General features: G+C 66.2%; 10 protein-coding genes. 3 read left to right on the forward strand and 7 right to left on the reverse strand.

The genetic code is table 11. The features are described 5' to 3' along the window. Nucleotide 1: 1 nt before the first annotated feature. The 3 genes from BM193_RS11650 to BM193_RS11660 all read left to right on the forward strand — a co-directional run bounded on the left by BM193_RS11650 (nt 2) and on the right by BM193_RS11660 (nt 3,328). Nucleotides 2–1,879 (forward strand): esterase/lipase family protein, encoded by a 1,878-nt coding sequence (locus BM193_RS11650; RefSeq protein WP_368087083.1) that lies wholly within the window; start codon nt 2–4, stop codon nt 1,877–1,879. 117 nt (nt 1,880–1,996) lie between these two features. Next, nucleotides 1,997–2,641, forward strand: a complete 645-nt coding sequence (locus tag BM193_RS11655; protein ID WP_092797881.1) for a hypothetical protein — start codon at nt 1,997–1,999, stop codon at nt 2,639–2,641. A gap of 6 nt (nt 2,642–2,647) precedes the next feature. Continuing rightward, a complete protein-coding gene (locus BM193_RS11660) occupies nt 2,648–3,328 on the forward strand; it encodes an RES family NAD+ phosphorylase (RefSeq protein ID WP_139176123.1) in 681 nt (226 codons plus the stop codon). Between the two features lie 11 nt (nt 3,329–3,339). Here BM193_RS11660 and BM193_RS11665 read toward each other — a convergent pair whose 3' ends face one another. The 7 genes from BM193_RS11665 to BM193_RS11695 all read right to left on the reverse strand — a co-directional run bounded on the left by BM193_RS11665 (nt 3,340) and on the right by BM193_RS11695 (nt 13,005). Then, on the reverse strand, nt 3,340–4,335 hold the full coding sequence (locus BM193_RS11665; protein WP_092797883.1) for an HD domain-containing phosphohydrolase: 996 nt from the start codon (nt 4,333–4,335) through the stop codon (nt 3,340–3,342). 13 nt (nt 4,336–4,348) lie between these two features. Continuing rightward, nucleotides 4,349–8,041, reverse strand: a complete 3,693-nt coding sequence (locus BM193_RS11670) for a PAS domain S-box protein (RefSeq protein ID WP_254786072.1) — start codon at nt 8,039–8,041, stop codon at nt 4,349–4,351. Between the two features lie 386 nt (nt 8,042–8,427). Continuing rightward, nucleotides 8,428–8,895, reverse strand: coding sequence for a GNAT family N-acetyltransferase (locus BM193_RS11675; protein WP_092797885.1), 468 nt, complete (start codon nt 8,893–8,895; stop codon nt 8,428–8,430). Beyond that, nucleotides 8,895–9,380, reverse strand: a complete 486-nt coding sequence (locus BM193_RS11680; RefSeq protein WP_092797886.1) for a nuclear transport factor 2 family protein — start codon at nt 9,378–9,380, stop codon at nt 8,895–8,897. Before BM193_RS11680 ends, BM193_RS11675 begins: the two co-directional genes overlap by 1 nt. Before the next feature lie 60 nt (nt 9,381–9,440). Next, the gene (locus tag BM193_RS11685) at nt 9,441–10,124 is read right to left on the reverse strand and encodes a hypothetical protein (protein ID WP_092832327.1); all 684 of its coding nucleotides are present in this window, start codon (nt 10,122–10,124) and stop codon (nt 9,441–9,443) included. After that, nucleotides 10,091–10,459: a hypothetical protein gene (locus tag BM193_RS11690; RefSeq protein ID WP_092797888.1), complete on the reverse strand. Its 369-nt coding sequence runs from the start codon at nt 10,457–10,459 to the stop codon at nt 10,091–10,093. The genes BM193_RS11685 and BM193_RS11690 overlap by 34 nt, the downstream gene beginning before the upstream one ends. Nucleotides 10,460–10,545: 86 nt before the next feature. Beyond that, nucleotides 10,546–13,005 (reverse strand): TonB-dependent siderophore receptor, encoded by a 2,460-nt coding sequence (locus BM193_RS11695; RefSeq protein ID WP_254786074.1) that lies wholly within the window; start codon nt 13,003–13,005, stop codon nt 10,546–10,548. Nucleotides 13,006–13,236 lie beyond the last annotated feature (231 nt).

Raw genomic sequence — 13,236 nt, forward strand, 5'->3', positions numbered from 1 at the left:
CATGCCGGCCATGCTGATGCGGCGCCTGCGCCTGGGCGCCCTCGTGTGCGCGGCGGCGCTGCTGAGCGGCTGCGCCGCCGTCACCGTCAGCGCCATCTCACCGGCAGAATACCTGCAGCAGCGGCGCGGCGACATCCTCACCACGGGGAAATTGAGTGCCGCGGCCAGCGAGGTGCTGCGCATCATCGGCGGCGACATCGCCGCCTGCGAGGCCAATGCGGGCAGCTGCCGCGCCGACCTGGCCCGCTCCGAGCTGCTCAGCGACGAGCAGCGCCTGGCCACCCTCTCGGAGCTGTGGCTGGAAAGCGCGCTGGCCGAGGAAAAACAGGGCGGCCACCCCAGCGCCGAACTGCTGGCCGCCTGGCTCGAATCGGCCCGCTACGCCTACGCCTACCTGTTCTACACCACCCGCACGCCGGGACAGCGCGCCTTCGAGGAACGCCAGACGCAAATCCGCGACTACTACAACTACGCCGTGCAGAAAGCCGTCGGCAACCTGTTCCGCCACCGCGGCGAATACCGCCCCGATGGCCATGTCATCCACGTGGCCGGCTGGCAGATCGACAGCGAACTGTCGGCGCTGCGCCTGCCCGAGGACGGCACCCTGCCCGAGGAACTGCTGCCCGCCACCTCGCTGTCGTTTTCCGGCCTGCGCAATGTGTACCGGCGCGACGGTTTCGGCGCCGACCTGGTGGCCGTCATGCCCAAGGCCGCGCAGGCCAATGAGATGGCGTTCCAGGAAACCCGCTTCCCCGTCGTCACGGCGCTGATCCGCTTCGACGGCGACAGCCTGCAGGCAGTGCTGGCCACCCAGCAGCTGATGGTCATGCTGGTCGATCCCTACCGCAGCGCCAGCATCCGCATGGCCGGGCAGGAACTGCCCGTGGCGGCCAACTTCACGGCCGGCTATGGCTTGTGGCTGGCCCGCTCCGGCTTCGGCGTGCAGGCGCTGCGCACCCTGTTCGGCCGCGCCGACGGCATCTCGCGCCCGCAGGTGCACCTGATGCAGCCGTATGATCCGGCCAAGCGCACCATCGTCATGCTGCACGGCCTGGCCAGCAGCCCGGAAGCGTGGATCAACGTGGCGAATGAACTGATGGGCGACGAGCAGCTGCGCCGGCGCTACCAGATCTGGCAGGTGTACTACCCCAGCAACGCGCCGCTGGCCGCGAATAACGCCGCCATCCGCAAGGCGCTGGCCGCCACCCTGGCGCAGTTCGACCCGGCGGGCAAGGCCGACGCGGCAAACGACATGGTCTTGATCGGCCACAGCATGGGCGGCGTGCTGGCGCGCCTGATGGTGTCCGACGCCAGCAACACGCTGCTCGACGCCATCACGGAAGAATACCATTTGAAGGGCAGGAAGGCGGAAAAAGTGCGCGCCGGCCTGGCGCCCTACCTGAACTTCACGGCCATGCCGCAAGTGAACCGCGCCATCTTCATTGCCGCGCCGCACCGCGGCACCTCGTTCGCCAACCACAAGGTGGCGCGCTGGATCGCCAACCTCGTCACCTTGCCCATCACCATGCTCGACCAGCTGTCGGACGCGGCCGGCAGCCTGGCGCAGCTCGACACGGGCGGCAGCGAACCGCTGCGCATCCCCAACAGCATCGATAACCTCAGCGACAAGGACCCGTTCGTGCGCCTGGTGGCCGACCTGCCCATCAGCCCGAAAGTGCGCTACCACTCCATCATGGGCAACGACACGCCGGACCTGCCGCTGGCCGAATCGAGCGACGGCGTGGTGCCCTACGCCAGCGCCCACCTCGACGGCGCCGTGTCGGAAAAAGTCATCCCGTCCTGGCACAGCGTGCAGGAAAGTCCGCAGGCGATCCTGGAGATACGGCGGATCTTGCGGCTGCCGGACAGCTTGCCCTGATCGGCCGCCTATATCTCGCTATCCGATGCAGGAAACATGCGCTTTTCGCTTGATAAAGTTGCGAAACATGATAATCTTGTGTGCAGCACGCCTGGCGCATATATCCGAGGAGCGAACATGACAGCGCATCCGCATCACGACACCCTGGCGCCCGAGCACCGGGAATGGACCGACAACGACCTGCGGGTAGTGGAACAATTCTCGCAATTGGTGAGCGCACAACTCGACCTGTTGGCGCAAGGTCCCGAGCGCCAGCGTGTGATCGGCCTGGTCACGCGCGCCCTCGACGAGGCACGCGCCTCCCTGGGCGCATCGCCGCCGGGCATGCCACGCCAGCTTCCCGTGTCAAAACTCAAGGTATCCGATGTCATTGGGCAAGGATGGGTGGAACTGTCGCAGGCGTCGCTGTATCGCGCCGTGGAAAGCCGGCGGTTCTATTGCGTGACGCCCAAGGGGCGCAGTATCGGCAAGGCGTTTCCGGCCTGGCAATTTGTCCAGCCCGTGCCGGAACTGATCGCGCCCGTGCTGGCCGTCCTCGCGGGCCAGCCCGGTAGTGACATCCATGCCTTCTGGATCAGCAGCGCAGACGAACTCAACGAACTTTCGCCGGCAGAGATGCTCGCAGGAAAATCATTCGAAACGCGGGCCGACATCCACCCCAGTCAGCAGGCGCTGCTGGATTTGCCCGCCAGCGAGAGATTGCGCAAGGTGCTGGCGGCGGCGAAGTGGCAGCATAGGGACATGGCCGACATCGCAGGCTAGCCCCGCATGACGCTACAACTGAAAGAGACGCCCATCCCGTCAGAAATGACCGCGCGCCTGCCGGCGCTCGAATCGCTGCGCACGCAATTATTAAGCAATATCGTCACCATTCCATCGGGCCAGCTCCTGGTGCGCGCGGCGTGGAACACGGCATCGATCTGGCCGTTGACCGTCCAGCGCACATATCGCTTCGGTCCACCCGCCGAGTTGGCTGGTCCGAGCGGCTTCCCCTATCACTGGGTGTATCTTGCGGACGATGGCTACACGGCGGCCTGGGAAGCCCAGCTTTGCCGTAACGACGTCACGCGCCCGGGCACCTTTTACATTGATCACAACGCGCAACAAGCGCTGATTGCAACCCTGTCATTCAGCGCCCCGCTGCCATTGCTCGATCTGACCGGGCTGGCCGCCAGCCGGCTGGGTATCTATGACCAATTGCACAGTCCCGACCACGCCTGGTGCCAATGGCTGGGCTGGCAGCTGGACCAGATCATTGCGCAGGAGGCAGGCGCGATTCACGGCTTCATGTATCCATCGCGCCGACAACCCGGCAAACTTGCCTATGCCATGTCATCACGCCACATGGCAACCTTGGGCAAGGCCATGGCGTGCTCACAGCTGGCATTCGGCGACAGCCCTGCGTATGCACGGTTGCTGGCGGATCGCCTGCGCGTGGACCCGCCCTGAGCAGATGCTCGCTACGCCGGCTCGCGCCACTTGTCCTTGATTTCCAGCATGGCCGGCAGCTGCTCGATGAACAGGGCCAGCAAGTCCGGATCGAAGTGGGTGCCGCTGTCGCGCCGCATGGCGGCGATGGCTTCGTCGACCGTCCAGGCGCGCTTGTACGGGCGTTCGCTGGTGAGGGCGTCGAAGACGTCGGCGATGGCGACGATGCGGCCCTCATGCGGGATGTCCTCGCCCTTGAGGCCTTGCGGATAGCCGCTGCCGTCCCATTTTTCATGGTGCGTCAGGGCGATGGTGCGCGCCATTTTCAGCAGGCCGCCCGCGTGCTCGCCGATGATGGCCGCGCCGATCTCCGCGTGGCTGCGCATGACCTGCCACTCGTCCGCATCGAGCTTGCCCGGCTTTTGCAGGATGGCGTCGGGAATGCCGATCTTGCCCACGTCGTGCATGGGCGCCGCGTTCAATAAATCTTCCGCCTGGGCCGCGCTGTAGCCGGCCGCCAGCGCCAGCTGGCGCGCGTAATAGCTCATGCGGATGACGTGCATGCCCGTCTCGTTGTCCTTGTATTCGGCCGCCTGGCCCAGGGTCTGGATCACCTGCAGGCGCGAGCGGCGCAATTCCTCGGCATCGACCAGCGACAGGTGCGTGCGCACGCGGGCGCGCACGATGGGCGGGCTGACCGGCTTGGTGATGTAGTCGACGGCGCCCGCGTCAAAGCCGTCCGCCTCGTCCTTCACGTCGCACAGGGCGGTCACGAAAATGACGGGAATGGCGGCAGTGGCCGGCATGGCTTTCAGCTGGCGGCACACTTCATAGCCCGTCATGGCGGGCATCATGATGTCGAGCAGGATCAGCTCGACAGGATTGTTCTGCGCCAGTTCCAGCGCCTTGTCGCCATCCTTGGCGTACAGCAGGCGGTAATCGTCCTGCAGGATCTGGCGCAGCACTTGCAGGTTGGTCGCTTCATCGTCGACCAAGAGCAGGATCGGTTTGTCTTCGTGTAAGGTCATGTCTCGTTCCAGATCAGGAAAGCGCGGCAGGCACAGGCGCCTCCAGCCACTCCAGCAATTGCCGCAGCACGGCCACGGCGCGCGCGAATTCAAAGTCGTCGATGGCGCCGGCCAGCGCCTGCAGGCGCTGCTGCTGGCCATGCGGCGCCAGCATGGCGGCGATCCGCGCCATCAGCGCGTCGTCGAGCTGGCCGCCTTCCAGGCTGGCGATGGCTTGCCGCAGCACGCTGCCGGCGGCGGCGCCGTCAAGCGGCGCGGCCACATCCGGCGTGGCGCCGGACTGCGCCGGCACGCCCTCTTCCAGTTCGCCGGCCAGCGCCATGAAGGCGGCACCCAGCTGCACCAGCAATTCGGTGACGGGCAGCTGGCGCGCGATGGCTTGCTCGATGCGCCCCAGCAGGCTCTCGACCTGCACCAGGCACAGGTTGCCGGCCGCGCCCTTGATACGGTGCAGCAGATGGCCGGCCACGCTGCTGCCGCCCCGTTCCAGCTCGGCCGCCAGCATGGCGGCGCAATCACCATTCGCCTGCACGAAACGCGCGATGGCGCGCTGCAAGGTCGCGCGCCCGCCCCACAGGGCGATGCCGCGCTGCCAGTCGACCTGCCCGGAGCCGGCCCGCGCCGCCGCGCCGGACGCCGGGGGCGGCATGGCCACGGCGATATCGAGCAGGCGGGCGATTTCCGCCGTCAGCTTGTGCATCTCCAGCGGCTTCGAGGCGAAGCCGTTCATGCCGGCCGTCTGCGCGGCGCGCCGGTCCTGTTCCAGCACGCTGGCCGTCAGGGCGATGATGGGCGTCGCCTTGAGGCCCTGCTCGCGCTCGTGCACGCGGATCAGGCGCGCCGCCTCCAGGCCGTCCATGCGCGGCATCTGGACGTCCATCAGCACGATGTCGAAACTGCCCTTGCCAAACTCGCGCACGGCGCTCTCGCCATCGCCGGCCGTGATCACCTGGTGGCCGGCCGCGCCCAGGCTGATCAGCAGCAGCTCGACGTTCTGCGGCACGTCGTCGGCCGCCAGGATGCGCAGCGGCGGCAAGGCCACCGCCGGCTGCTCGCTGCGGCGCGCCACGGCCTTGCCCGGCGCCAGCGGCAGCAGCACGTGGAACACGCTGCCCACGCCCAGCGTGCTTTCCACCGTGATGGTGCCTCCCATCAGTTCGACCAGCTGCAGCGAAATCGTCGTGCCCAGGCCCGTGCCGCCAAAGCGTCGGCTCATCGACGAATCGGCCTGCGTGAATGGCGCGAAGATCTTGTCCAGGCGGTCGGCGGGAATGCCGATGCCCGTGTCATGCACGGCGATGTGCACCTGCTCGCCCTGCATGCCGACCGCCACGCGCACATGCCCCACTTCCGTGAACTTGACGGCGTTGCCGATCAAATTCGTCAGCACCTGCTGTATGCGGCGCGCGTCGCCGAGGAAGAACTGGCCCATGCCCGGGTCAATGTCGACATGCAGCACCAGCTCGCGCGCATGCGCCGTGATGCGCAGCGACGCGGCCACGTGGTCGACCAGGTCCGGCAGCGAAAAGTCCACCAGTTCCAGCTCGGTGGCGCCCTTTTCCAGCTTGGCCGTGTCGAGGATGTCGTTGAGCAGCTCCAGCAGCGAGCGCGCCGACTGGCGCACCGTGCCCAGGTGGCGGCGCTGCAGGCTGTCCAGGGCCGTCCCCAGGAGCACTTCCGTGAAGCCGATGATGGCGTTCATTGGCGTGCGGATTTCATGGCTCATGTTGGCCAGGAAGCTGGTCTTCGATTCGGCGGCCAGCTCGGCGCGGTCTTTCGCCGCGCGCAGGTTTTCCTGCATGGCGCGCCGTTCGCTCACGTCGGTGGCCAGCTTGACCACCTTGAACGGCTTGCCGTCCGTGTTGAAGATCGGGTTGTACGAAGCCTGTATCCACACTTCCTTGCCATCCTTGCCGATGCGCTTGTACTCGCCCGCGTTGAACTCGCCATGCGCCAGCTGCTGCCAGAAGGCGCCGTAGGCGGGCGACGTCACGTATGCCGGCTCGCAGAATATGCTGTGGTGCAGGCCCAGCACGTCCTCCAGCCGGTAGCCGACCAGGTCGAGGAAATTCTGGTTGGCTGCCAGGATACGGCCCTGCAGGTCGAATTCCATGACCGCCAGCGCGCGCGAGATGGCCGTCACCTTGCCTTCGTATTCGGCGTTGCGCAACTCGCTTTCCGTGATGTCGAGGATGACGCCGTCGATCCAGCGCACCACGCCGTCGTTATCGAGCACGGGGCCGCTGCTTTCGCGCACCCAGCGCTCGCGCCCGTCGCGGTGGATCATGCGGTAGACGTTCTCGAAGTCGCGCTTGTCATTGGCCGCCTGCACGCAGGTGTCGTTGACGCGCTGGCGGTCGTCAGGGTGCACCAGGTCAAACACGTGGACACGGCCTTCGATGAAGTCCTGCGGCATCCAGCCCGTCAGGTTGAAGACGGCGTCGCTGATGAAGATCATCTTCCACTCGGGCGCAAAGCTGCAGTGGAAGGAGACGCCGGGGATGTTGCGGATCAGGGTGCGGTACTGACGCTCGCTGTCCTTCAGCGCCTGCTCCATGTTGCGCGACGAGCGCATGTCCGTGACAAACGCCACGAACAGGGGCTGGCCCGGCGTCTCGATCTTGCCGATCGCCACGCGCATGGGCAGGACGGCGCCGTCCCGGTGGCAACCATCGAGTTCGCGGCCCGTGTCGAGGATGCGCGAAGTGCCCGTTTCCAGGTAGTCGCGCAGATAACCGAGGTACCGGGCCGCGTCGGCAGGCTGCAGCAGCATGCTGGCGTCGCGGCCCACGATATCGGCTTCGCGCCAGCCGAACAGCGCTTCGGCGGCCGGATTGAAGGAGCGTACCTTGCCCTGGCCATCGATGGTGATCAGGCCATCGGCAGCCGTGTCGACGATGGCGCGCAGGCGCGATTCGCTGGCATTCGCATGGCGCAGCAGCTGGCGGTAGCGCAGCAGGCCATTCGCGGCGGCCACGAAGACGGTCAGGGTAACGGTGATCAGGGCCACGGCCAGCGCCACGAACGACGCCTGCACGGTGATGGTGTTCTCGCCCATGGTCGGCGTGCCGGAAAAGCGCGCCGCCAGCATGCCCGTGTAATGCATGCCGGAGATGGCCAGGCCCATCACCACGCTGCTGACCAGCAGCGAAGCGAGCGGGCTCAGCCGCACGCGCAAGGCGTTCAGGCCAAAGCGTATCCACAGCGCCAGCATGGCCATGGCGACGGCCACCAGCAGCGACAAGGCGAACAGCCACGGCTGATAATGCAGGGTCAGCGAGGTTTGCATGGCGGCCATGCCGCTGTAGTGCATGGAACCGATGCCCAGGCCCACCAGCACGCCGCCCACCGCCAGCTGGCGCCAGCTGATGCGCGGGCGCGCCAGCAGGTGCAGCGCCACCCACGACGCCGCCACGCCTGGCAGCATCGACAGCAGGGTCAGGCCGGGGTCGAACGAGACGCGCGTGCAGATGTCGAAGGCCAGCATGCCGATGAAGTGCATCGACCAGATGCCGCCGCCGAGGGCGATGGCGCCCGTGACGATGGCCGTCTGGCGCTGGAAGCCGCGCTCGCTGCTGCGCGCCATGCCGGCGATCTGCAGGGCCATGAACGAGGCAAAGATGGCGATGCCGATGGAAAACAGCACCAGCCAGTAATCATGCGTGCCATAGATGTAGGGCAGCGCAGTGTCGGAGACGTCAAACATGGAACTTAACATACGGTCGTGGCATAAGTAGGGTGAAAACGGACGTCGCAAAACATGACGGCGCACCGCGCGCCGGCGCCAGGCTTTTACCAAAGCGGCAACACAGCGGAAATGACAACGGTAGCAGTCGACCAGGGCAAGGCTCGGTCATCACGCCCGCGCCTGCCGCGCGGGGGAAAGGTGCTATTTCAGACAGAAAAAGCGGATTGCGGTCAAACTCTGGCGCGGATTTCTGGCCGCCAGCGTGACGATGATTTTTTCAAGAGTCATGAGTATAGTTGCTTTACGAAAATATTCATAGGACTTCAGCAATACAATTGCCACAAAGAACATATTCCGCGGCCATCCTGCGACACTTGCCCGTCGCCGGCCTTGGCGCACCGCCGTCACGCCGGCGCGCGCACCGCCATCATCTCGCCATCCGGGTCGATGCCCGTTTCGACAAAGCCGGCGGAAGCGTACAGTTGCCGCGCCAGTTGATTGTCCGGCGCGTAATACAGCGCCACCCGGGCCGCGCCGCGCGCCCGCATGTCGGCCAGCAGCAGGTCCAGCGCCCGGCGGCCATGGCCCTGCCCCTGGCTGCCGGCGGCGATCATCAGCCGGTACAGCACGTGGGTATCCTGCCGGCCTGCGGGGCCCGGTTCCGCATACAGGGCAAAGCCGACCAGCACCTCGCCGGCGTGGATGGCGCGCGCATGCATATGGGCGTGCCCCGCAGCCATGGCCAGCGAATCGGCATTGCTGGCGATAAAGCCTTGCTGCGCTGCCTGCGGCGCCAGCGCGCGCACCGCATCGATATTGGCCGCATCGACGGGACGCAGCGACAGGCATGGCACGCCCAGCCGCGCCGGCATTATTTATTCTCGCGGTGACCGTAGCTGAGCACGCGCGTCATTTGCCAGCCTGCGGGATTGTGCTTCCAGATGATGGTGAAATCGGCCAGGCCGTCGCAACTGCCTGTATCAAACTGGCAAAAGCGGTGCGCGCCCTGCTCGATGGCGCCAAAGTCCTTGATGGGATAGACACGCTGGGAGCCGGCGACAATTTCGCGGCGGAACTTGCCGCACACATGTTGTTGCGTGTTGGCCAGCATGGCGTCGCGGTTCCACGTGACGCCGCCCTGGTCGTGATAAAACTCCACGTCGGGGGCAAAGTACGTGGCGTGCTCCTGCAGGCGTCCCGCTTCGGCACAGTGATTGAAGGCATCGAATGCCTTGGCGTCCAGCGCCACGATGGTCGCTTCCAGGGTGGGCTCGGCGGCGCTGGCGGGCATGGCAAAGGCGGAGCCGGCAAGCACGGCGCACACGGACAGGAAGGGACGAGGCAAGCAAAAACGCATGGCATTTCCTTTTTACCGGCGGTTCAAGGAGCCGGCTCCCGCCCATCATAGCATCGCCGTTCAAGCCTGCGGCCAGCCTGCGCGGATGGCGCCGGATTGCTGACCGGGCGCGCCGGCCGTCTCGCCGACAGGGACAGCGGCCAGCTTACAGCGGCGGCGCAGTTCTTCCTTGATTTGCAGCAACGACCAGCGCTGCGGCATGCGCAAGTCCAGGCCCACCACGCGGATCAGCGGATAGTCGGCCAGGGTCGTGTGCAGCAGCATTTCCACGCGCGCCATGGGCGGCGCGCCCCGGTAGACTTGCTGCACGCCCCCATGCGCGACCAGCTCCAGCCGGCGCAATTGCGCCAAATCAAGCTGCACCGTCTTGTCCCAGCCCGGCAAGCGCCGTGCCTGGCGCCGCAAGTGCAGGCCAGCGTCGTCGAATGCGACATGGAAGAGAAAATTGCGCCCTGGAAATACGACCAGGCCGGCGATCCAGGCAGGCAGCGCCAGCGCGCCGAGCAGCACGGCCTCGCCCGCATACGCCGCGTCGCGCCAGACGGCTTGCGCGACAACACCCAGGATCAGCGCGCAGCCGGCCAGCAGCACGCTGCGCCACAGCATGGGGCGCGCATTGGCCAGCAGCGCCGCCTGGGCCGCCGCGTCCTCGGCGGGCGAAAAACAGATCCACTCGGCGCGCGCCTGCAGCGCCGATGCGGCGCTGCCGCTCAAGCGGCCATGGCTGGCATGCGGCGGAACCACGCCAGCTGCTCGCGCGTGAGGTAATTCGCGCCATCGCCATGCAGCAGGACGATCTCGACCTCGGAGGGAATCGATGCGATCAACTGCGCCCCCGTCACGGGAATCTTTGGAAACGCGATGCCCGCCAGGAAAGCCGGGTCTTCCGCCACCGTCACGCACTGACGCTCGGGATTCGGCGACGGCACGAGGAACAGGTCGATCTGCTCGCTTTGTCCGCCGATAACGACGTGCAATTGCGCGGCCAGCAGCTCTGGCAGGATCAGCTCGATGTTGTTCTGCGCGCGCGATTGCTGGAAAGCGTTTTTCAGGGGCGTAAGGACGGGTGTCGCGGACATGGGAAGCGTGAAAAAGTGGGGACGGCGGCAGTGTAGCAGAGGCGCCGCAAAGGGCGCGCTCCGCTACGCGCCTCCGCTACCCGCCCTTACATCTTGTAGTTCAGCGACACCAGCACGCTGCGCGGCGCGCCATAGCGCTCCAGGCCGCCCGACCAGGCATAGCCGAGCGCCTGGTAGTAGCGGCGATCGAACAGGTTCTCCACATTCACGCGCAATTGAAGCTGCTCGCTGAGGCGGTAGCCTGCCGTCAGGCCGACGAGCGCGTAGCCGCCCTGCCGCGTCAGGTAGCCCGTATCGCGGCGGTAGATCTGGTCCTGCGCGTACACGGAGCCGCCCACGTTCCAGCGCGCCAGGCTGCCGCCCAGCTGCACGTTCGTCAACAGCTTGAACAGCTGCTTCGGCTCGTCGGTGGCGATGCGCTGGCCGATATTCGCCGCCACGCTGTCCTGCGTGTACTTGGCCAGCACATAGGTGTAGCCGCCGCTGATCTGCCATCCCGGCAAGGGCGAACCGCCAAGCTGCAAGTCGATGCCTTCGCTGTTTACCTGCCCCGCCGCGCGGGCGCAATAGATGGCCCCGCCCGTGGGACAATTCTGCTCGTCGGCCATGGCGCGGTTGTTTTGCTTGATGCGGAACACGGCGCCGCTGGCATTGAGCCTGCCGCCGAAATACTCGCCCTTGACGCCCACTTCCAGGTTGGTGCCGCTCAGCGGCGGCAAGGTATTGCCGCTGGCATCGAGCGAACTTTGCGGCTCGAAAATCTGCGTGCCGCTCGCATACACGGAATGGTGCCGGTCGACGTCGTAGACGAGGCCCGCATAGGGCGTGAATTTCGCCTTTTCCGTCAGGCTGCGGCGCCAGACGGGATGGGTGGCATACCAGCCCGTGACATCCTGCGCGTACCAGCCGAAGCGCCCGCCCAGTACCAGGCGCAGCGGATCGGCCAGGCTGAAATTGCCAGCCGCATACAGGCCCTTCTCGTTCGTCTTGCGGCCCCAGTTGTAGGGCTCGAACGCCGTGCCGTGCATCGGGTAGGCGTAGGGATTCCAGTGGCGGATGTCGATCACGCGCGTGCCGGCGCCCTCCCAGCTCTGGCCCGCGTCGGAATCGTCGTGGCGGTAGCTGGCGCCCACGATGACGTCATGCTGGCGGCCGAACCAGGTGACGGGACCGCTCAGGCGCCAGTCCGCCACCACCTGTTGCGTGCCGTACTTCCAGCCGGTTTCCGACTGGCTGAAGCGGTAGACTTCATCATCGATGCGGCTGTTGGTGGTGTTGCGCGTCGACGAGGAGGCATCGATGCGCGTGATGGCGAAGCGGCTGCGCCAGCCCTGCGCCAGCCGCGTTTCCAGGTCGGCGAAGACGACGTTGTTGTCGCGCTTCTGGAACGAGTCGGCATTGTTCAGGAACGTCGAGCGTGGCAATGGCATGTGACGGCCATCGGCAAAGGTGGGCAAGCCGACAAACACGCCATCCGTGCGGCTGTGCTGGCGCGAAAAACCGATGCCGGCCGTCGTCGACGGCGTCAGGTCCGCTTCCACGATCGCATACACGGTGCCGTTCCGATTCTTGACGACGTCGACGAAACTGTCGCTGTCGCGCCAGCTGGCCGCCACCCGGCCGCGCACGCTGCCCGATTCATTCAGCGCGTTGCCAGCGTCCACGGTCAATTGCCGGTCCTGCCAGCTGCCCAGGTGGGCGGACAGGTTCAGCAGCGGCGTGGCCGTGGGACGCTTGCGCAGCAGGTTGATGCTGCCCGAGGGCGCGCCCGCGCCTTCCATCAGGCCCGTGGCGCCGCGCACCACTTCCACGCGGTCATACATCAGCATGTCGGCGGACACGTTGCGTTCATTAAAACCCGTGACATCGAGCGGCAAGCCATCGACGTTGACGTGGCTCAGGGCAAAGCCGCGCGCGAAATACGTGGTTTCCTGGTCGGACACGCCCTGCGACTTGCCATAGATGCCAGGCGTGGCGCGCGCCACGTCCTGCAAGGTCGTCAGGTCAAAGTCTTCCATTTGCTGGCGCGAAATAATGCTCACCGTTTGCGGTGTGTGGCGCTGCGACAGGTTCAAGCCCGTGGCCGTCGACATATTGCGCGCCGTATACAGGCCCGTGCCTTCCGTGGCGCGGTCGGCTTCGGCGCTGACGACGACGGCCGGCATGCTGGCCAGGCCGCCATCGGCCGTGCTGGCAGTGATCTTGCGCAACAGGTAATTGCCATTGCCGCCATCGCTCACTTCCAGCCCGCTGCCTTGCAGCAATGTTTGCAGGCCGGCCATGACGCCATGGCGGCCCTGCAAGCCCGGCGTCGCCAGGCCGTCGAGCGCCACGCCCTGCGTCGACAGGTTGACGCCGGCGGCGATGGCGAACGAGGACAGCGCATTGCGCAGGCTGCCGGCGGGGATATGGTAGTCGCGCACGCCGTCCGCCTCGCTGGCCTGGGCCGCCAGTGCCATGGGCGGCAAACTGGCGCCGGCGGCGCCCACGGCGAGGAACAGGAGCAGCGCGGCGCGCACGGCGCCCGTGGTCGGATGGAGCGTCAATCGTGCTGGTGCAAAAATACGGTGCTGCAAAGCCATGGCTACCCTTTCGGTGGTTCGGATGATTCCTTCTCTACCTTGTATGACGAAGGACGCCGCAAAAAGGGACAGGCAAGCTGGAAATAATGCGCAGGCCGGCTTGGCGGGGCAAGGCCGCGCGTCAGCCGACAAGCCCAGCCAGCGCCACGTTGACCATCGACGCGACCAGACAGACGCACACGTCAGCACATGCCG

Source organism: Janthinobacterium sp. 344, from assembly GCF_900112025.1.
In the GTDB taxonomy this organism is placed as follows: domain Bacteria; phylum Pseudomonadota; class Gammaproteobacteria; order Burkholderiales; family Burkholderiaceae_D; genus Janthinobacterium.